At 47.7% G+C, this 20,764-nt stretch carries 18 protein-coding genes, 1 tRNA gene and 1 pseudogene; 8 read left to right on the plus strand and 12 right to left on the minus strand.

Annotation, left to right across the window (positions count from 1 at the left end):
* Window positions 1-67: 67 nt before the first annotated feature.
* From EZJ49_RS12915 to EZJ49_RS12935, 5 genes are all read right to left on the minus strand, one after another.
* Window positions 68-208 (minus strand): hypothetical protein, encoded by a 141-nt coding sequence (locus EZJ49_RS12915; protein WP_262552588.1) that lies wholly within the window; start codon window positions 206-208, stop codon window positions 68-70.
* Window positions 209-483: 275 nt separating this feature from the next.
* Entirely contained in the window at window positions 484-2,058 is a 1,575-nt protein-coding gene (locus EZJ49_RS12920; RefSeq protein WP_262552589.1) for a hypothetical protein, read from the minus strand.
* Window positions 2,059-2,073: 15 nt separating this feature from the next.
* Complete coding sequence (locus EZJ49_RS12925) at window positions 2,074-3,291, minus strand: hypothetical protein (protein ID WP_262552590.1); 1,218 nt, start codon at window positions 3,289-3,291, stop codon at window positions 2,074-2,076.
* Between the two features lie 14 nt (window positions 3,292-3,305).
* The gene (locus EZJ49_RS12930; protein WP_262552591.1) at window positions 3,306-4,577 is read right to left on the minus strand and encodes a hypothetical protein; all 1,272 of its coding nucleotides are present in this window, start codon (window positions 4,575-4,577) and stop codon (window positions 3,306-3,308) included.
* A gap of 112 nt (window positions 4,578-4,689) precedes the next feature.
* The gene (locus tag EZJ49_RS12935; protein ID WP_262552592.1) at window positions 4,690-5,496 is read right to left on the minus strand and encodes a TIGR02147 family protein; all 807 of its coding nucleotides are present in this window, start codon (window positions 5,494-5,496) and stop codon (window positions 4,690-4,692) included.
* Window positions 5,497-5,708: 212 nt separating this feature from the next.
* Between EZJ49_RS12935 and EZJ49_RS12940 the strand changes: the two genes are divergently transcribed.
* The gene (locus EZJ49_RS12940; RefSeq protein ID WP_262552593.1) at window positions 5,709-6,899 is read left to right on the plus strand and encodes a hypothetical protein; all 1,191 of its coding nucleotides are present in this window, start codon (window positions 5,709-5,711) and stop codon (window positions 6,897-6,899) included.
* Window positions 6,900-7,172: 273 nt separating this feature from the next.
* On the opposite strand, the gene EZJ49_RS12945 is transcribed toward EZJ49_RS12940, so the two are convergent.
* Both EZJ49_RS12945 and EZJ49_RS12950 read right to left on the minus strand, forming a co-directional pair.
* Complete coding sequence (locus EZJ49_RS12945; RefSeq protein ID WP_262552594.1) at window positions 7,173-7,823, minus strand: HNH endonuclease; 651 nt, start codon at window positions 7,821-7,823, stop codon at window positions 7,173-7,175.
* Complete coding sequence (locus EZJ49_RS12950; RefSeq protein WP_262552595.1) at window positions 7,810-8,292, minus strand: ATP-binding protein; 483 nt, start codon at window positions 8,290-8,292, stop codon at window positions 7,810-7,812. Before EZJ49_RS12950 ends, EZJ49_RS12945 begins: the two co-directional genes overlap by 14 nt.
* Between EZJ49_RS12950 and EZJ49_RS12955 the strand changes: the two are divergent.
* The 3 genes and pseudogenes from EZJ49_RS12955 to EZJ49_RS12965 all read left to right on the plus strand — a co-directional run.
* Window positions 8,269-9,231, plus strand: a pseudogene (locus EZJ49_RS12955) (FAD-binding protein); the annotation flags it as partial. The gene EZJ49_RS12950 and the pseudogene EZJ49_RS12955 sit on opposite strands and share 24 nt — an antisense overlap.
* Window positions 9,228-10,469 carry an ATP-grasp domain-containing protein gene (locus tag EZJ49_RS12960; RefSeq protein ID WP_262552597.1) on the plus strand — a complete coding sequence of 414 codons (1,242 nt, stop codon included), beginning with the start codon at window positions 9,228-9,230 and terminating at the stop codon, window positions 10,467-10,469. The pseudogene EZJ49_RS12955 and the gene EZJ49_RS12960, both read left to right, overlap by 4 nt.
* A 521-nt stretch (window positions 10,470-10,990) precedes the next feature.
* Complete coding sequence (locus tag EZJ49_RS12965) at window positions 10,991-11,734, plus strand: substrate-binding periplasmic protein (protein WP_262552598.1); 744 nt, start codon at window positions 10,991-10,993, stop codon at window positions 11,732-11,734.
* 99 nt (window positions 11,735-11,833) lie between these two features.
* On the opposite strand, the gene EZJ49_RS12970 is transcribed toward EZJ49_RS12965, so the two are convergent.
* Window positions 11,834-11,910 (minus strand) — tRNA-Asp (locus tag EZJ49_RS12970).
* A gap of 183 nt (window positions 11,911-12,093) precedes the next feature.
* Here EZJ49_RS12970 and EZJ49_RS12975 point away from each other — a divergent pair.
* From EZJ49_RS12975 to EZJ49_RS12990, 4 genes are all read left to right on the plus strand, one after another.
* The gene (locus EZJ49_RS12975; RefSeq protein ID WP_262552599.1) at window positions 12,094-12,369 is read left to right on the plus strand and encodes a heavy-metal-associated domain-containing protein; all 276 of its coding nucleotides are present in this window, start codon (window positions 12,094-12,096) and stop codon (window positions 12,367-12,369) included.
* 111 nt (window positions 12,370-12,480) lie between these two features.
* Window positions 12,481-12,888 (plus strand): response regulator, encoded by a 408-nt coding sequence (locus EZJ49_RS12980; RefSeq protein ID WP_262552600.1) that lies wholly within the window; start codon window positions 12,481-12,483, stop codon window positions 12,886-12,888.
* A gap of 86 nt (window positions 12,889-12,974) precedes the next feature.
* Window positions 12,975-13,499, plus strand: coding sequence for an oligoribonuclease (orn, locus tag EZJ49_RS12985; RefSeq protein WP_262552601.1), 525 nt, complete (start codon window positions 12,975-12,977; stop codon window positions 13,497-13,499).
* A gap of 15 nt (window positions 13,500-13,514) precedes the next feature.
* The gene (locus EZJ49_RS12990; RefSeq protein ID WP_262552602.1) at window positions 13,515-14,645 is read left to right on the plus strand and encodes a DNA alkylation repair protein; all 1,131 of its coding nucleotides are present in this window, start codon (window positions 13,515-13,517) and stop codon (window positions 14,643-14,645) included.
* Between the two features lie 62 nt (window positions 14,646-14,707).
* On the opposite strand, the gene EZJ49_RS12995 is transcribed toward EZJ49_RS12990, so the two are convergent.
* The 4 genes from EZJ49_RS12995 to map form a co-directional block, all read right to left on the minus strand.
* Window positions 14,708-16,390: a thioredoxin family protein gene (locus EZJ49_RS12995; RefSeq protein ID WP_262552603.1), complete on the minus strand. Its 1,683-nt coding sequence runs from the start codon at window positions 16,388-16,390 to the stop codon at window positions 14,708-14,710.
* A gap of 50 nt (window positions 16,391-16,440) precedes the next feature.
* Window positions 16,441-18,033 carry a methyl-accepting chemotaxis protein gene (locus tag EZJ49_RS13000; protein ID WP_262552605.1) on the minus strand — a complete coding sequence of 531 codons (1,593 nt, stop codon included), beginning with the start codon at window positions 18,031-18,033 and terminating at the stop codon, window positions 16,441-16,443.
* A gap of 460 nt (window positions 18,034-18,493) precedes the next feature.
* Window positions 18,494-19,897 carry an adenosylhomocysteinase gene (ahcY, locus tag EZJ49_RS13005; RefSeq protein ID WP_262552607.1) on the minus strand — a complete coding sequence of 468 codons (1,404 nt, stop codon included), beginning with the start codon at window positions 19,895-19,897 and terminating at the stop codon, window positions 18,494-18,496.
* Between the two features lie 101 nt (window positions 19,898-19,998).
* A complete protein-coding gene (gene map, locus EZJ49_RS13010; RefSeq protein WP_262552608.1) occupies window positions 19,999-20,763 on the minus strand; it encodes a type I methionyl aminopeptidase in 765 nt (254 codons plus the stop codon).
* Window position 20,764: the final 1 nt, after the last annotated feature.

Below are 20,764 nucleotides of genomic sequence, written 5' to 3' on the forward strand. Positions count from 1 at the left end.
AATTTTATCACCATTCCTGAAACAATCCCCCTAAAACACCATGGGCTGCTGTAAAAGCAAGACCCGCTTATTTAGCCTCAGTGTATAGGACGTAATAAATACCCGCCAAGGTGATCAGCACCGGCAACACAAAAGTCAGTCCAAGGACCCATAGAGTTTTAACACGTACTTCTTTTTCTGCCTTCTGAGAGTCGTTGTCCGTATTCATGCCTGTCCCTTTTTCAAAAGAAAATGCCGCTATTAACTTTGAACAGACAGGAACATTTGTAAAGGAAAATCCTGAGTATTCTGGGCGGGCTTGGTCGCGATCTTCGTATTTGCTCTTTTATTATTCCCGAAACGAAGATTTAAAACAAATAGGTATAAAGACAACCAAGGATATTCAAATGCGGAAGAACTGAAAAAGAGAAATTCGGTTTCGTAAACATCTTGTTTTTTTGGCGGTAGCCAGACAGGAGCCGGAAGGCTCCCGTCAGTTCTCTGCTATTTGGATACAGAACAGTCCTTCATGGGAGGAGCGCCCAAAATTTGCGTCAGGTCCTGTCCTTGCTTGAATCTGATCTTCAGGATGTAAACGGAGTTGAAAGCCGCATTGAAGATTTCCTGGGCCTTTCCGACACTGTCCTGCGCCGACAGGATGGCTCGGTCCGAAAGCACATGATTCGCGGAAAACTCATTCACGGATTGATATCTTCTTACCCGTCCCACTTCGGATTCCAGAATATTGTTTGCGAGGACCATCTCTTCATTTTGTCCGTAGTTTGCATTTTGGAATTCACCATTTTGATCCAGACGGAACATCTCTATATTTTCAATGTCCTTTGAATACATCAAGTCAACATCCAGCCCAACACGCACATCACTGAGAATCTGCATTCGCGAATTTCTCACTGGTAAATACCCACACTGTGTGTTCAGTGCTACGGCCCCAACAGCCCTTGACGGGACCTGAACAGAGAATGGTGCCACAGCAGGAAGGTTGTCACAGTTGTAGCGTTCCAGACATTCTTCCGCGCGGAATCGGACCTCGTTGATCTTTGCTTCCAGGGCGGCAAGTTTGGGCTCAAAATACCCGACATAAAGTGCTCTGCTGGCCCTTGCTTGCATGCTTTTGATTTCCGTCAGCAGCTCCTCGTGCTCAAAAAGCCAGTCTGCCAGGATCTTTAACTGCTGCCACTTTTTCTGCTTTGGATGGATATTTTCCGCCCCCTCGAATATATCCAGTGGTTTCACGACATAAGCAAACACCGGGGAGTTCTCGATAGTAAAGCTGCTGAAGTATCTTTCGGCTGCATTTTTAATACTTTGCAAATCATCCACCGCAATTTCGTTGGCAAAGACACCCAGCGCATCCGCACCCTGCCCGCCGACAGAAACCACCTTCACCTCAACCGAACCAATCTTATCCAACTTGCGGATAAATTCTTTATATTGAACATTAAGATCCGCACCGAAATTCAACTTGGGAACTTTCAACTTATTCTTCAAATCCAGAATTTTTTCCTTAATGTCCTCCGTGCGGGAATTCTTCACATGAATCAGCACTATCACCTTGGAACGGTGAATTTCTTCGGAAACAAAATGAGTCCCGCATCTTCTTAAAACTTCCTGCCACTTGCCATCATTCAGCAGGGTCTGGTACTCGGGCTTCAGGGATTCTTCCGTCAGGCCTTTGCGCCCGTAGGAAAATTCCGCGGTCAGCGCAAAGTTCAAACTGTTCTTATTTTCCAAAAACTTATGAATCACACGATAAGAATTCTGACTGTCGATGTTCACGGCCTTGATTGTCCCCGCCGCATTCAGCTGAATATCGAAATTCATTTTTCTTTCCAGCTCATTGGAAGTTTCAATCATACTAAGATCGAACGAAGTCGAAACCGGCGTGTTCCCATCCAGCCATTCGCGATCTGTGCTTTTAACGCAATTTGCGCGGGCTTTGTCCGGGTGATCCATATCTACACCAGCCCCCAGCCTTAAGGAGCTATTTTCGCTGTAGCTGATGGTCTGCGCGAACGTCGGCACTGATAGTAGCAATATCGATAGAATAATTTTTTTCATAACTTTACCCGCCTGTTAAGGAAGTTTCATTCTGAATATTTTTAGATTCTTTTCAGTTCCCAGTTCTGGCAGCCTGTCGAAGTAGTCGTCTGGTACCGATTTCACAAATTTGAACTTTGGATCAAGAATTTTGACTCCAGCCAATCCATCTTGTCCCAAGCGTCCCTGAGGACCCGCCAGTCCCGGTTTACCGTCAAGGCCTCTTTTCCCATGACGGCCATTATCGCCTTCACAAGGAGGAATCTCGCAACGAGTGGTCACCAATGCAGCTCCGGAAGAACCGCCCTTGCCACCATCACCGCCTGTACCACCGATACCACCTTCGCCTCCCATGCCGGGCTGGCCTCCAGGGCCTCCACGGTTATCGAATTCATCCCCGGTCAGCTCCAGCGTGTTGAAGACTTCCGCAACGTACAATGCGATCTTGCCGCCGTTGCCGCCACGTCCTCCGTCACCACCGGCTCCTCCATTCCCCCCATTTCCGCCGTGTCCGCCATCACCTCCGTCCCCGCCATCTCCGGAACGATTCCAAATCGCGTACTTCTGATGACCACCACGACCGCCTTCACCTCCGACGCCGCCGTTACCACCCTGCTGTCCGCGTCCGCCTTTACCACCAGTGCCACCCTCGCCACCAACAGCGCGGATGCGAAAGCCTACTGTGCCTTCGATTCTGTTGATTTTTAGCACGATATCCGAAGCATGGCCTCCCGCTGCGCCCGGGGCTCCGTTATTTCCGTCACGCCCATCCATACCGTTGTAACCGTGTTGACCACGTCCTCCGTCATCAGGAGAGTCTGTCAGGCTTCCCGCCCTGCCATTGGCACCTCGTGCCCCAGCCGAGCCATTATTGGCCAGCTCCAGCACCGCAGAGGCAAATTCACCTTGCTGTCCTTTTAATCCTCGGATGCTTTCAACATTCATGAAGCCCGTGATAGAGTCGGCAACGATCTGCAGATTTGATTGAGTCAGAATTCTTCCCCCGTTTCTGAATTCAATGTTTTTGCAGATCAAATCAACATTCAGAGGTGCTTTATGAAGGTCTTCATTCTTGCGCGTGAATTCCACATCCCCGTTAATCACGAGGGTTTCATCCTGACTGCAAAGAAATTTTTGGTCTTCAAGCAAAACACGTGTTCTTTCTGAAGGGTCCCCCAATATCCGGGCTGAAGCGGGATCCGCAAAAGTCACGAACGCGGCCAAAGGAATCAATTTTTTAAAAAAATTTTTCATGATCATTTTCCTTATTAAAATTGAAAGCTCTCAATTGAGATATCGTTTGAAATATAAATCTCGGCCCGGGTCACAAGTCCTTCGCGGCCTTCCACACCGGGGCGACCTTCTTGGCCGTCCTTGCCATCCAGACCTTGCTTGCCCGCACTTCCGGCAAGACCCGAGTTGCCGCCATGACTGAAGACGGAACCGTCTCCCCCATTACCACCTTCGCCAGCAAGGCCACCACGACCACCTTTGCCCGCAAGCCCTTGGGCTCCACCCGGCCCGCCTTTCCCGCCAGCGACCAGCACATTGATGTTGTCATTCACTTTCACCATATCCAGAAATCTTGGCTTCACTACAATGACCACCAGACCGCCGTCGCCGCCTTTGCCACCGTCGCCGCCAAAGCCACCATGACCTCCGTTGCCTCCCGCACCGCCGTCACCACCGCGCCCACCGCGACTGGCTTTGCGATCCCACTTGGCTCCGCCACCGCGTCCGCCTTTGCCGCCGCTGCCGCCTTGCCCGCCATCCTGCGCGTTAAGACCTTTAAGTCCCGCTAAGCCGGCCCCACCGGCAGCAACAATTTCCACCCCGCTGCACAAGTCCACATTTTCAAGCTGCATGAAAAGCTTATGAGCATTAAGTCCCGCAACGCCCTGAGCACCGTTGTCTCCATTGCGACCATTCGCCCCGGCGCCTCCAGCAGATCCCGCTCCTCCGTCAGAGCTGGGTGTGGATTTGGGAATTCCCCATTTTATTTTTCCCCCGGCATCACGACCATTGCCTCCGGCACCGCCGTGACCTCCATTGGCTGCGGCAACACTTGCACAGGACATCAGACTGCACTTTTTGAATGGCTCTGCCTGATCAGGGTTGTTTTTCAGCTCGCTTAAAGAAACAAGCTGATGGTTGCGATCTATTTCCGCTGACAAATTCAGCGCCGCCACATCCATTAATTGAACGCGTGAGGACTTCATCACCTCTGACACAACCAGCCGCGCATTTTGAGCGTAGAAAATCATGGCATTATTTCGGACGGTCATTTTGCCAATCCGATATTGAGATTGATTTTCGGGAAGGATCAGAAGCGTGTCTTCTTTAATCAGAAGGTCTTCACCCTGAAGACGTGCCCACAGAGGCTTTGCCGCCTGGGCTCGCTCTTGAAGGGATTGCAGTTGTTCAGCCAAAGCCTCGGCTGTCCATTTCGGCTGGTACCGGTCATTCAGACATAACGGTCCGGCGTAGGCTTGCGTCTGAGCCAGAACCAAGAACACGAAGATCAACTTGGAAAACTTCATAACAACTCCTCATACGATGCATTTCGCATAAGAAGCTTTTTACAGAACTCGAAAGAATTTCGCGAAGTCCGGTTGGTTAAAACGGCCGGGTTTCAGTTTACTTTTGGTAAAGTCAGTATTCGTACCAGTCTATATTAAGGCAGTAGCCGACCTCGGGGCCCCCGTCGCGCGATAAGTTGATGATTTCCTTGATGTTTGCACGCAGATAGTCCCGGATCTTCTCGGCCCCTTCGGCAGACAACGACATGGGACTTGTATAGTGAACATGGGGGTCTTTGTAAAAATCCATTTTCGAAATGGCTCTCTGGCGCCAATTTTGATGGTGCCTTAAAATCATCGGATGAGTTGAATCAAGATGCGTAAAGCCTTGCTTATAGTAAAGCTGACCGTTCTTTCTTTCACACAAACCCACTTCAATCAAAAACTGAATGGCCGTGTCCACTTTTTCCAAGGGCACACCCAACTTTTCGGCAATGGTTTTCAATTCTTTTCCCGCAGGGGTCGGTAACAGATTTCTGACACCAGTATAAAGCCAGGAGGAATAATAAGTGGCCTTATCAACATCGCTTAGCACAACATCTTTCGGAACACGGGCACTGATAGACTTGGCCTCTGACTGTAGAACTTGGATCTTGCTTTTAAGACGCGACTGTAATTTGACGGAGCCCGCTCGTCCCAGTTCGATCATCAGCATAAAGACATCGGTTTCTTTGTCACCGAAACCGAAGAAAGCCGCAGCCTCCAACCCCTGTTCTGAAGAAAGATTTTTTTCACCTTTCAGGATTTGGGAAAACAACGAGGTACTGATTCGCATGGCTTCAACCAGCCGTCCCCGGTACTTCTTATCAGTGCGTTCTTGTGATTGAAGAACGTCCTTAAGGAAAAGCCTGTAGTCATCGTAGTTGTAGATATCCAGCATGCCCCCAGTTTACTAACGGTAAACAAAGCCCGACCTGTTTTTCGGTTTTTACGCAAAAAATTAAGACCTTGTTCCTGTCTCATATTGAGATTTCGGGACCAATGGCGGGGCACGGCACTTGCTCTTCAAAGTGGCAGGAGCCGAATATGACCATGCAAGCATCGCGAAACAGATTCTTATTGAGCCTTATGCCCTGGCTTCTTTGCGGCTTCATGACGTTTATCGTCGCCTGTCAACCCAGTGAGCACACCAGCACCGGCCCTACCGAAACCAGTGGAGGTGGCGGAAACACCGGGGATGGCGGTGGCGGCACTGGCTTTAACTCGAAAATGTACGAACAATACATCACCAAACTTGAAACCCTCGACATCTGGAAAACAGAGATCAACAAGGTTCTGGAAAGAACCTCTTCCTTCAACCCATCTCTGTTGAATGTACTACAAAAGAAAACCTGGATTTTCGTTCCTCAGAAGCTGAATCGCATTGATGCTGAAAAGATGGGGATGGAATTCAGAACGAAGGATTATGAACAGTATGCCTTTCAGACCGAGGGCGAAGTCTGGATCGACAGTGCTGCATTCAACAACCTGTCGCCAGAAACTCAAGCCTATCTGATTATTCATGAGACGGTCATGGACCTTTATGTTCTGTCTAAAGTTCGTAACATCGGCGATAAAAATCCGGAAGATTTTGCGCCTCTCAAAAATGCCTACTGCCTGCGTATGAAGGATCTTTTCCCGGAGTCCCCATTCTGTGCCGACACAACCTCCGCCAAACCGAAATCCCTGTACTCGGTTTTGACAGCGTCGGACTATCCCAAAATCCGCGAGGCAACCCACCTGCTGATGGACTCCGCTTCAGAAAAAACTTCGGACGAAATTTTAGTGCATCTTCTTGGCCTTGGCTTCGATGAAAGAGTCGTGGGCTCCGCGCTGCGAATGGGACCGGCTGAAGACAATGGAGCTAAAGACTTAAAAAATCTGATTGGCTGGGTCAAATATCAAGCCATCAACGAAAGTTGTATCATCAAAGATCCGGCAACCAATCAGGAGCAGAATCGAAAATGTTCGCTGAGCTTAAGTGCCGACAAGAAGGCCATTGTCATCAACAATGGCGAATCTTCGTTTCATTTTCTACTTCCTCAGGACGAACATCCGTTTACTGTTCACAGCCAACACTTGGTCACTAAAGAATCCACGGTCAAATTTTCCTATTGGGCTCGAGAACCTGAAGACGAAAATGGTTGGATCGCAGTCCCTTCCTTTGAAATTCTGATCTCTTACGCAGGAAATGGGCAACCAGCCTCGGTACGACTTGAAACCACAAGCAGCCTGCCCGCGGAGAAAATCTGGATCTTCTCGAAGATATTCTCTATACCTCCGGGGATGGGTTTTGAGTTTTGAGTTGCGTTGGCAGATAATAACTAAGACCGAATTTCAGGCATAAAAAAACTGAAGACTCAGCTTCGGTGATTTTGGCCATTTTTCGGAAAAAATGGCGGGCCGTATGGGACGATTTTAGAACTCATCTGAGGGATACAAGGAACTAACGCAATAGCAATAAAACATTAGAAAAACATAGAATTTAAAGCAGATACGCCCCTACCCTCCCCCGAATGACATATCCATTTTCGCGAAATCTAGGGTAACTTTAAGGATTCACACTCCCGACTCATTTTATTTTCTGGATCGCCGCGTTTTAGAAATAATTAAGCGCACTTTATCTCGATCTTCACTTGCCATTCTTCGTTCTTTAAGTTGATTCATTATCTGACGACGCTGACGCTCATCGTAATAACCAATCATACCTAGATACCGCTCTGCTCTTTTTGTTTTCCCAGCAACCGTCGCCCTGTAAAAAGAAAACTCGTCAGCTGCTTTATGCAAGTATGGATGAAACACGATAAACGGCAGTGATTGATACTTCAGAGTAACAGGTATCACCGAATTATCATCAAATGTCTTCTTTCTTCCCTTTGAGATATTGCATGCAGCACAGCTTAAAATCAAATTTTTGTGACAATATGTAAATCTCCCTAAACCAGCCTTGTTTGCTTTGATCACGAAGTGATCAATATGGAACACACCGGGCGAGGTTCCATACCAATGGCAATAAGTACAATATGGCCCAAAGCTGGAAATTAGCTTTTCTTTGACGAGTTTCCTGAACTCCTCTAAATCATCTTTGTCTTGAGCGGAAAGGTTAGCCCTGAGAGTCTCGTTGTCCCATATATTATTAACATCCTGATTATTCAACAGTTTATACGCTCTACTCAAAGCGCCCCGAAATTTTGCAGGCGTTCTAAAGTTACAATTAAGAGATATCACCAATGACCTCTTTTGCGTCATCAATTAAATCTTGTAATGGATCCAAGGGAGCGAGCTCGAACTGCTCAAAGCGATTGACTAACTTCATCAACCTTTCCTTCCGATTTGGAGACTCAGGATCAGCAATTAGCTCTATGGCCTGAGCGACCTGTCTCTCAAATTCAGAGTTAGAGACATTTTGAATTCCAAAAATATCCAATAGCAGTTTCTCCACCGACCAACCGCCTAATTCATATTTGATCTCATCCACAGCCAAACTACCGTTTACGTACTTTAATGAAATAACTTTTGATTCTTTAGAACTTGCACCTGAAACAACATGAGGTGAGTGGGTCGCTATAACAAAGTGGCAATCTCGAAATTTCGCCGAAATCTTCTTCAAGAAATTGATATAATCCACCTGCCAATTTGGGTGCAAACTGATTTCAGGCTCATCGATTAAAACAACAGATCCTTCGTGCGCGAACATTTTCAAATTCCTTTTGAAATCGTCCGCCCGCAGATCGTCTGGGCCGTCCTTGATGGCGTCATCAATACGGACTTTGCCAAAGTTCCAGAGATCATCGTTTTTCAGGCCGAAACCTCGGATGTCGCCTGGATTCCCCGCGAAGGAAACATCGACCGCTTCTATGTGCGAATGGATACCAAGGACTTTTCCATGGACGACGCGATCGCAAAAATCAATCGCGCCATGGCTCCGCATAAATTGACTTTTGACGAAATCATTTGGTTTTCCCAATTTTCAGTCAAAGAATCCGTCGCCGAAAGATTCATCGCACAAGATCGCATCTTTCTGGCCGGGGATGCCTGCCACATCCACTCCGTCAACGGAGGCCAGGGACTGAACACCGGTCTTGCTGATGCATTCAACCTGATGTGGAAGATGAACATGGTGATCAATAACGGCGCCGACAAAAAGCTTTTAAAAAGCTATGAATCAGAACGCCTGCCTGTGGCTCAAAGCGTGATTGCGACCTCGGGTGAACTTGTGCGTTCAACCAAGTATTCCGACAACAATACGCACGCGCAAGACTATGTCAAAATTGTACAAAAGCGTGCCGGCAACATCACCGGAATGGGAATTCGTTATGGCCAAGAGGGCTTGGCAGGTTCGCGCTTGTTTGACCAAGAGGTTTATGATGGTCCTAGGTCGCTTCGTCTTTACTCTCTTTTGGACTATTCAAAGTTTACGCTGCTGATCTTTGGTAACGCCGCCTCGGTGCAGGTTCCGGAATTTGTGAATGTTATAAAAATATCCCAAGATCAGGAGGCAGCAAAATACTGGAACAAAAATTCCTGCTATTCCAATCAGGCTGTTTTGGTCCGACCTGACTCCTACATCGAAGCCACAGCTTCACTGGAAAATATCACTTCGCTTCTGGAAAAAATAAAGGAGCATCACCCATGAAAAGGCCCATCGTTATTGTCGACCCCCGGTCTTCCGGAACAGAGCTGGCCCCGGCATTCAAAGCCCGCGGCATCCCGGCCATCGCCATCACGTTCCCTTCGACTAAGTCTGACCATCGCGGCTTCGGCACCGAAGTACAAAATTCAGATTTTGCCGAAGTGATTCCCAACCAACCGGACCTGGCAGAGGTTCTTAGAAAATACAATCCTCTGGCCATCATCCCCGGGGCCGATGCTGGCGTTCCACTGGCAGATTCTTTATCAGCCGCCTTAACCCCTGACCTTGCCAATGATCCCAAAAGGACCTTACACCGGACACACAAGGCCCACATGCAAGAGGCACTGGCGGAAGCGGGAGTTCCCTATTTAAAAACCCTGAACACTGATTCTGAAAGTGCGGTGACCGCCTGGCTGCATGAAAACGATCTGGTGGATACGCCCCTCATTGTCAAACCACCGATTTCGGCTGGCAGTGACAAGGTCTTTCACATTCCCGCTGGCGCAGACTGGAAAAAAGCCTTCCATCATATCTTAAGCGAGCCGTCTTTTCTGACTGGAAAAATCAGTGAAACCGTGGTCGTACAGGAACAAGCCCTGGGCACCGAGTTCGCGGTGGGTACGGTCAGCGCAAATGGCCAGCACTATCCGGTGCACTTGATCAGATACACCAAAGCCTCTACAGAAGACCGCAAAACGGTTTACGATCATGTCGAGTTTCTGGATTTCAACCAGGAGGCCTACGGCGAGCTGTTTGAATACACCAAACAAGTATTGGATGCTCTGGGAATTCGTTGGGGGGCGGCGCATACGGAAGTCATGCTGACAGCAAAAGGTCCCCGCCTGATTGAGACCGGCGCCAGAATGTTAGGAGGTCCCACGGTCGGTTTTGCCCGAGAAGCCACTGGCAGCAGTCAGGCCGACAAGCTGGTTGAAATCTATGCTGATGGGGATGTTGCCAATAAAGACTTTGTGTTCAAGAAAACGGTGATGCCGTTTTTTCTAAGATCGCCTGCGGCGGGAACCATTGCAAACTCCGAAGCCCTTGAAGACGTCCATATGCTTCCCACCCTGCTAAAACCCTTCATCTGGTTTAAGAACGGCGACATTGTCCCCCACACGGTCGACTACCTTACCAGTATCGGGATTATTGCTTTAAGTGGAGATCGCGACAAGGTGTTCTCAGATTACGAAAGAATCCGGGTGATAGAAGCAAAACTGGTAGTTCAAAATCACAAATAAAAAAAGGAAGTCCATCGACTTCCTTTTTTACTATTTCTAAGTTGATGGAATTCTTAAAACCACTTCGCGTCCGTGGACACGACGTAATAGATAAACCCCAGAGTGATCAATACTGGTAAAATAAAGGTCAATCCCAAGACCCAGAGGGTTTTCTTGCGTATTGCCTGCTCAGCTTTTTCTGAATTTTGCTCTGTGTTCATCTGGGGTCCTTGTCCTTTCGGAAAAATCTCGTAACAAGCCCCAACATCGACCCGGGAAGAAAGTTTGTAAAGAAGATTCGCTCGAACCATAGAAACATTATGTTGCACCCCTGGCTGAAAGAATCAAAGCGAGGCGAGCCTTCATGTACTTTTCAAGGCCGGGCTCATCAAGGCCGTTGGTGACGAATGGTGGGCAACTCAAAAAAATCTAAAGTTTGAAGATCAACAGCTTCTCGAAAATTACAAATGCTCTTGAAAGCCTGCCTCGCCCTTTTCATTTGTTGAGGTTCATTGTGAAGTCGAATAAAATGAACGTTGCAAATGAAACAGATCTTTCTATTGTTTTTTTTCATTCTGACGCAGTCACATACAGTGCTAGCGGAAGACAAGACTGAAATTCGAGCGGCAATTCCCGAAGGACTTGCTCCTCCTTTAGTATTTGGAAATAAAGGAAAGCACGAAGGCCTTATCGTCGATTATGTCAACGCCTTGGCCGAGGCCATGGAACGCAAAGCAAGTTTTAGGACGGTGACCCATTACCGACTTAATAGATTATTGCTCCAGGGCAAATTAGATATCCTCTGCTATACAAGCACCGTGTGGGATGATGCCGTTGGCAAGCATGATTTCTCTAAAACACTTTTTATTAAAAGAGAAATTATATTAGGCCCCTCACCCATGCCAAAAAAAATAAGTGACTTAGAGGGTAAAACCATCGGAACGATACTTCAGTATGTCTACCCGTCATTGGATCCTTATTTTGAGTCCGGTAAAATCAAACGTGAAGACAATACTTCTGAAGAGGGCAATCTAAAGAAGCTTGCTAGTGGCCGTATCCAATACGTCGTTACAGACCAAATATTTATCGATTACTTCCGTCTGAATCACCCCAACATCACTAAGAACAGAGAAGAGTTTTTCCTGCGCGATTACCCTATAGTCTGCTCTGTCAGTCGAAAAGGTCGCGTAAAAAAAGCAGCTTTGGATAAAGCCATCGACGAAATCAAAACTTCGGGCAAATTGAAGTCCATATTTCAAAAATACGGAAGTTCCTACATCGACTGAGCTGTTTAATTTAACAAGGTCAGTTTAATCACGGCAAATTTTAGGCATAAAAAAACCGAAGACTCAGCTTCGGTGATTTTGGCCATTTTTCGGAAAAAATGGCGGGGTGGACGGGACTCGAACCCGCGGCCTTCCGCGTGACAGGCGGACGTTATAACCAACTTAACTACCACCCCAGTGGCGTTTTGGAGAATCTTTTATAGCCAAGCTATCCGAGCAATACAACAAGATTTTTTAAAAATCTTGTAACCTGCCGCTTAATGCCCTCTTTTTAAGCAAAAACCCTTCTCCACCTCCCCAGATTCACCTATTCAAGCTCCTAAAGTGGGTATAGTCTCTGACCCATTAAGGAGTCCCCGATGAAAATGCTCTTAGCCGCCGCAACCCTAATGCTTTCCCAAACCGCTTTGGCTGAAACAATCACTTACAATGTGGAAGGCATGCACTGCGGTTCCTGTGCTCGCGCGATCAAGGCGCAGGTGTGCAATATGGAAGGACTGGAAAAGTGTGACGTCACTGTGGGCAAAGTCGTGATCTCTCCGAAATCGGGAGTGAGTATTTCTCAGGATCAAATTCAGGCGGCGATTTCCAAGGCCGGTGAATACAAGATCACCAACTCCTCAAAAAGCAAATAAAGACATCGCCTTGTTATGCCCCCTAAGCAGGGGGGTATGAACAAAAAAAATTGACTGATCTTAAGCCTCTAGGGCCATGACCCCGCGCCCGTTTTTTGCCATAATGGGGACATGCTTACGAACACATCCGCACCCATAAAAGGGCGCCTTCTGATTATTGACGACGAATCCGAACTTCTGGAGGTTTTGTCGTCCCTGCTTGAAGACAGCGCCTCTGAAATCCACCGCGCCAACAATGGCATCGAAGGCATTGACCTGTTGAAGTCTCATCAATTCGATGCGGTTTTATCTGACGAAAAGATGCCCAAGAAATCCGGTCTGGATGTCCTAAAGTGGATGCGTGAAAACGGCCAGAATATCCCGTTCATTATTCACACCGGCTACGGCCAAAAAGACATGGTGATTGAAGCTCAGCGTTTGGGCGTTTATGCCTTCATCGACAAGCCCTGGGATGAAAACTCCCTGATCTCCACGGTCGAACGCGCCCTGAAAGCTGGTATGGAGCAACAGAAGGCCTAAAGGCCTTGTCTCCCCCAGCCCCTATCCCCCATAATGAGAGCAGCCGAGCCATCAAGAATCTAGTGGCTCTAGAATAGGATACTCTCATGAATAAGCTCTTTTGGATCGACATGGAGATGACCGGTCTTGATGTCGAGAAGGAAGTGATCATCGAAGTGGCGGCGATCGTCACGGACCTGAACTTCAAAGAATTGGAAACATTTGAAGCGGTTGTTAAGCAACCGCAAAAATATCTGGATAACATGGATGCCTGGAATACCGAGCACCATAAGAAATCCGGCCTGACTGCCAAGGTACCCAACGGCATGGACCCGGATCAGGTGGAAGCCAAACTGATGGACATGGTGAAAAAGCATTTCCCAGATCAGGCTGAACGCCCGGTGCTGGCTGGAAATTCCATCATGCAGGATCGTTTGTTCATCAACAAGTACATGCCGGAACTGGCCGCTCGCCTGCACTATCGCATGGTGGATGTGTCTTCGTGGAAAGTGATCATCAATAACAAGTTCAAATATGTTTATCACAAGTCCAACAAGCACCGCGCCCTGGAAGACATCCGTGAAAGCATCCAGGAACTGCGCCACTACTGCGATAACCTGAACTTCAAATAAAGAACTCTGCCGCCAATGCCTCAGAAAAAATCCACCGAAAACGAATCTGCATTCAAAAATTGGATTAACGAGGCGCTGGTGCGCCGAATGGCTGCGCATATTCAGCAGCATTATCCAAGCTTTGATTCCAAGGCCTTTATCAAGGTCAGCCATGAACTGCCACAGCTTGAGATGAAGCCGCGCATGCGCCTGATCTGTGACTTCTTAAAAGCTCATCTGCCAGCGGATTACCCCAAGGCACTAAAGCTTCTTTTAAAAGCTACCATGAAACCCAAATCCGGCGTCGAGCCTTTAAAAGGTTTTGATCTGTGGGCTTTCACGGAATTTGTGCAACGTTATGGTCTTGAGCACTTTGACGAATCCATGAATGCCCTGCACACGCTGACACAGAAATTCACGGCTGAATTTGCTGTACGCCCGTTTATTATCCACGATCAGGAAAAAACGCTGCAACAGTTGATGTTGTGGACTCAAGACCCCAGTGAACATGTGCGCCGCTGGGTTTCTGAAGGCACCCGTCCCCGCCTGCCTTGGGGCGAGCTTTTGCGCAGTTTTATCAAAGATCCCAGTCCTGCACTGGCGCTGTTGGAAGAACTGAAATTTGACGAATCCCTGTATGTGCGAAAATCCGTGGCCAATCATTTAAACGATATCACCAAGGATCATCCCGAACTGGTGATTAAGACTTTAAAGCGCTGGTTGAAGAACTGCCCGAAAGAACACAAAACCAAAATCGACTGGATCACCCGCCATGCCCTGCGTACGCAAGTCAAAGCCGGCAATCCAAAGGCCTTGCAGCTTTTGGGTTATCACACAGATGCCGACGTCAAATTACATGACCTGACTTTGGCGCCTAAAACGGTAATGACTGGAGAACATCTAAAACTAAGCTTCAGCCTTTCCAGCGCGAAGAATGCCACAGTGGTTGTTGATTACGCCATTCACTACAAAAAATCCAACGGCAGCCATTCTGCCAAAGTCTTTAAGCTTTCCAATAAGGACTTAAAGGCAAAAGAGCGAATGGATTTCACAAAGAAACATTCCTTCCGCCCTGTCACAACGCGAGTCCTTTATCCGGGAGCCCACATTGTCGAAATTTTCGTAAATGGCAAAAGCTTGGGGAAAGCTTCTTTCATTCTAAAATAGATGCACCGTTGTCAGAAAAACCGGAAGGGCCCCAGAGGGGGGGGGCCGACAGGCCCTTTGTTCTAAAGAGCCTTTTTCATTTCCTCCAGGGATTTTAGAAGTCCTTTATAGCGATCCGTTTTGATTTCTGGATCAGCCAAAGCGACTTCAATGGTCTTTTTAGCTTCGTCCTTGTGCTTTAGTTCCTTGTGAATTTCGGCCAAAGTTTTCAGATTGTACAAACGCATATCAGCGCCTAACTCCACCGCTTTTTCTGCTTGAGGCAAGGCTTTTTCAAAAGACTTCTGGCGGATGTAGTAACTGGCAAGCTTCATGTAAGGCACATAGCTGTTGGAATCTTCCTTAAGAAGCTTCAATAACCAGGATTCTTCCTCTGCTGGCATTTCTGCTGTTCGGAAGTAGTAAAGCACCGCCATCACTTCACCGGGACGCTTTTCTGAAAGCTTCATGGTTGCCATTTCTTTTTTCAGCTCGTCTTTTGCCAGCGCGAATTCTTCCTTGTTATTCAAAAGATCTGCGGCTGTCATCCACATCGACAAAACTTCAGCTCTTTCCGCCGGAGCCATGGCGCTAACATCCCAAGCCGCCACCCATTTGACGGTTTCAGATTTTGAGGCCGCCAGTTTTTTCAGGAAGTCCAGGTTCGCAGTCAGTTTTTCTTTCAGTTCCGCAGGCAGTTCTTTTTTATTCTTTTGCAGATAACTGCCCCAGTCATTTGCAGCCGTCACAGCCGTGAAGGTCTTGGGTCTGGTCTCGGACCACTTTTTAAGAACAGCAATGTACTCGGTTTCTTTCTTCTCGGATTCGGCCTTATCAGACCACAGCCCCATTTCCGACATGGCATAGCGATCCGAGTCTGTGCCCGCAGCTACATACCACTTCACTGCCTTTTCATAATCCAGTGCATTTCTGGCCTGATCCGCCAACCCCAACATCGCGCCCTTGTCACCAGCTGTCGCCAGTTTTTCAAGCTCCTCATTGGACTTTTGATTCTTTTTTACGGACTGGATTCTTTTGGCAAATTCATCCGCCGGAACAAAATCCAATGAACGGTAAAGCTCGGAACCGTCCGGTTTTAACACCAGCACCGTCGGGATGGCTTTGATACCGTATTTTTTTCCGAAGTCTTTGTTCGCAGACATATCCGCATTCAATGCAACCAGCACGTAGTCCTTGGCAACTGTTTGAAACTTTTTAGTTCCGAATACCTCTGTTTCCAAACGTACACAGGCTGGGCACCAAGGGGCCCCGTAATCCACCAATAGATTTTTTCTGGATTTTAACGCCAAAGCTTTGGCAGCCTCCAGATCATTCACAATAAAACCGTGATGATTCTTTTCAACCTTGGCAGAAGTTTTCATCACCGCAGGGGCCACTGATTTTTCTGCACTTTTCGCAGAAGCCTCTGTCGCTGACTTTAACTTTCCAGATTCAACCACGAAAGACATCTTATGTTCTTCACAGACAGTTTTCTTGTCATCACAAACATAAAACCCCAGTTCAAATGCCTCACGTTCTTTTGCCGGAAGAGCAAAAACAAGCTGCTGTTCCTCTTTGACCAGAGGGGCAATTTCCGCCCCCTTCATAGTGAAGCTGGCAGGAGCCTCTTTATTGAAATGAAAACCTTTTTGAACTGTTCCCAGAATCTTTCCCCCGGAAACAGCAAAGGACACCTTGCCATCAGAAAGACGCGCCCAGGAAGAAAGGGAAAATAACAATGTGAAAACCAGCACAAGACTTTTCATAAATTCTCCTTACCCAGAAAAACCTATCATGTCTTATGCTGGTGACAATCCTAAAATCCTTCAGTTGTGCCGACTTTACCCCAGTCGTCCATGGAATCCGCTGCCGCCTCGGGCACCTTTTTAGAAACCTTGGTCGCCGTCTCTTTACGCGGGGCCTTCGCCATAGACACCACTTTCGCGGACACCGCTGGAGTTCCAGACAGGCCAGGTTCCTGACGACGCGTGCCCTTGATCGTGTAAGTCAACAAATCCACAACACGATCCAACTGCTGGGCTTGAGCCGACAGCTCCTGCGCTGCCGCAGCAGCTTCTTCAGAAGTCGCTGCGTTCACTTGCGTCACCTGATCCAGTTGGTTCATCGCCTTGCTAATCTGAGTCACACCATTGGATTGTTCTTCACTGGCATTGGCAATTTCTGAATTAAGTCCCGACACTTTCTGTGCCGATTGCACAATTTCACCCAACACCTGTCCACTGCGCTTGGCCTGCTCGGCACCATGCCCGATTTTTTCAACACTGCCCTTGATCAGCTCGGTAATATCCTTCGCCGCAGAGGAACTGCGTTGTGCCAAATTACGCACGGCTTCGGCCACAACTGCAAAACCTTTTCCCTGTTCTCCGGCCCGGGCGGCTTCCACGGCGGCATTCAAAGCCAGCAAATTCGTCTGGAAGGCAATATCATCAATAACGTTGATGATCTCCTCGATCTTCTTGGAATCCTGAGAGATCACCACCATCGAATCCATCAGTGCGTGAATTTCCTTATCCCCACGCTGCGCCACCTCACTGGTTTGTCCCGACAGACGGGCCGCTTCGCGAGCATTGTCAGAGTTGATTTTGATCATGGAGGTTAGCTCTTCCAGCGTCGCCACCGTTTCTTCCAAAGAAGCTGCCTGTTCCGACGAAGCTTCTGCAAGCTGTTCCGATGACACAGAAATCTGCTGGGATGCAGTTGTTACCTGCGAAGAATTTTCAGTCAAATTGCCAATAACATTATCAATGCCCTTACCCAGTGCACGCAACACCACCACAGCACAGGCAATACCAAACAACAAGGCGCCCAGTACGGTTCCCCACAGCATGTTGCGGGCGTCGCGATAGGCCGCTTCCGCAGCCTCTTGTTCGATCTTCATATTATTTTGATTGTTCGCCACCATCGCATCGACAACAGCGGTCCCACGCACACGAACATCACGGCCCTTGCTTAAAATCAGGGTCATGGCCTCATCATGCCGTCCGTCATCGAGCAAGGAAACAACCTGTTCATTCATCTCACGCCAATCATTGTAAGCATCTTCAAATTCAGCAATAGCCTTCAAACCTTTTTCATCAGCGATGGCTTTGCGGGATTGTAAAATGTCTGCCATTTCCAGATGACGTTCTTTCAGAAACTTACGACTGTTTTCGCGTCCCTGTCCTGGAGGATTCAGAATAAAATTTCGTTCATTAATTACTTGAGTCAAAAACAGTTCTTTCATCGAATGATCTTTATCAATTCGCGGAACGGTCGTCCCAGTAAGGTGTTCAAGGGATCTATTCAGACTGGCCAGTTCTTTGGCTCCTATCATGGCAATCACAGCCGCACTGACCACTAAAACACCAACAATAGCAGACACTTTAAAATTCAGACTACGTACGTTCATATGTCTCTCCACCACACTTCGTGTTGAGAGAAAAATATCGGGCGAAGCACAGCAAAACCTTATGCACAAACCTGTCAAAAGATTTTGTTTGCTATGATTGAGACAACTAATTTGAGCAACACTACAAATCCCTTCACGTCCGTAACCAAAGGTCCCCATACATTACCAATTACAATCAAAACAAAATCCAAAAAGAAAATTTATTCAGATTATTTTGACCTCAACTACACATCCCCCAACTTTCCTATGCGCAAAAAATAATACACAAGAAGCACAAGCTCCAGCTAAGGGAAATGGGGGCCTTGCCGCGGTAAAATCGAGTTCCGCAGCGCCCGAAAGACCTGCAACAGCAATCAGAAGAGTAAATAGAATAAAAAAAGGGAGCCAAGATGGCTCCCTTCGCGCGAGGACTGTCTGAGCGTTTTACCGCTGCAAGGCCCCCATTTCCCTTAGCGGGTGATTAGTAGCGATAGTGTTCTGGTTTGAATGGCCCCTGCGGGCTCATGTGCAAGTATTTAGCCTGCTTGCCAGTCAGCTTAGTCAATTTCACACCCAGTTTATCCAAGTGCAATGCCGCCACTTTTTCGTCCAAGTGTTTCGGCAAACGATAAACTGCGATCTCTTGGTACTTGTCGCGGTTGTTGAACAGTTCCATTTGTGCCAACACCTGATTGGTGAAGGAATTGGACATAACGAAGCTTGGGTGACCTGTCGCACAGCCCAGGTTCACCAAACGACCTTTAGCAAGCACGATCACTTGTTTGCCATTTTTCAAAGTGTGGATGTCCACTTGTGGTTTTACTTCGCGAACTTTGGAGTTCTTGTTCAACCAAGCCATGTCGATTTCGATATCGAAGTGACCAATGTTGCACACGATTGCGTTGTTTTTCATTTTAGTGAAATGCTTGTCAGTGATGATATCGCAGCAGCCGGTTGCTGTTACGAAGATGTCACCCAACGCCGCGGCTTCATCCATAGTTGTCACTTCAAAACCTTCCATCGCCGCCTGAAGCGCACAGATAGGATCGATTTCAGTCACAAGAACACGGGCACCCAGACCACGCAAAGAGTGCGCAGAACCTTTACCCACATCGCCGTAACCTGCAACAACGCAGATCTTACCGGCAACCATCACGTCTGTGGCACGCTTGATACCGTCTGCCAGGGATTCGCGGCAGCCGTACAAGTTATCGAATTTGGATTTCGTCACAGAATCATTGATGTTGATCGCTGGAACTTTCAGTTTTCCTTGTTTTACAAGAACTTCAAGGTTGTGAACGCCTGTAGTTGTTTCTTCAGAGATGCCGATGATCTTCTTCATTTCTTTGGCGAAACGAGGTTCGTGCATCATGTTCGTCAAATCACCACCGTCATCCAGAATCATGTTGTAGCCGTCTTTACCCCAGCCAACAATCGTCTGTTCGATACACCAGTTGAATTCCTCTTCTGTCAGACCTTTCCATGCAAATACCGGAATGCCTGCCGCCGCGATAGCCGCCGCTGCGTGATCCTGAGTGGAGAAGATGTTGCAAGAAGACCAGCGGATTTCCGCACCCAGCTCAACAAGCGTTTCGATAAGAACCGCTGTTTGGATTGTCATATGAAGGCAGCCCGCAATGCGCGCACCTTTCAATGGTTGTTGTTTTTTGTACTCTTTACGAAGAGCCATCAAGCCTGGCATTTCAGTTTCAGCAATCTTGATTTCTTCACGACCCCATTTTGCAAGCTTTGCGAAAACCTCCGGGTTTTCCATCGCTTCTTTGCTGACTCTGTAGTCAACAACAGGAGTTTTTGTGGCAGCAGGAGCTTTCATTTTCGCATTTTTCTTCATAGCGGTTTTTCCGTTCGTCGTAGTCAATGACATTGATTAAGATCCTTATTAATTGGTTTATAACTTAAAAATAAAATCAAAGTTGCTTCAGCTTATGTGCCTTCGGCACGCCAGCTCTGCCGGTCAAAGCCGGCTTATGGCAAAGTCAAAATTTCGTACCCAGTATCTGTCACAAGAACCGTATGTTCAAACTGTGCTGACAATAGACCATCTGCGGTATTGTAGTATTTGATACTGGAACCGGGAATGTCGAATTCGATGATTTCGTCCGTCCCCTGATTCACCATCGGTTCAACAGTGATGCAGTGGAATGGCACCAGACGCTCTCCCTTGCCCTTTTTGCCGTAGGATGGAACGAAGGGTTCTTCATGGAACTTGCGGCCTACACCATGACCACCGATTTCTTTTACGGCCACATACCCTTTGCGAGTCACCAACTTGTTTGTTTCAAAACCGATGTCGCCAGTATAACCATTGGGACGAATGGCTTCGATACCCACGTCACGAGCCAGGCGCGCGGCTTCAACCAGGTCTTTGGCGTCTTCTGACACATTTCCGATCATGTACATCTTGGACGTGTCCCCAAAGAATCCGTCAATCCAGGCCGTCACATCCACGTTGATGATATCGCCGTCTTTCAAAATCGTTTTGTCATCAGGAACCCCGTGACAAACCACTTCGTTGATCGAAGTGCAGGTGTACTTCGGATAGCCGTGATACCCCAAACATGCTGATTTAGCACCTTTGGTGGCCATAAAATCGAAGCAAAGCTGGTCGATCTCGTTCGTGGTCATCCCAATTTTAATATACTTGTCGAGGTAGGTCAGAGTGTCGGCTGCAATACGGCAGGCAACAGTCATCTTTTTGATTTCTTCCAAAGAAAGCGGCTTAATTCCCATA

The sequence above is a fragment of the Bdellovibrio bacteriovorus genome (genome assembly GCF_025558485.1).
GTDB classification, from domain to species: Bacteria; Bdellovibrionota; Bdellovibrionia; order Bdellovibrionales; family Bdellovibrionaceae; genus Bdellovibrio; species Bdellovibrio bacteriovorus_G.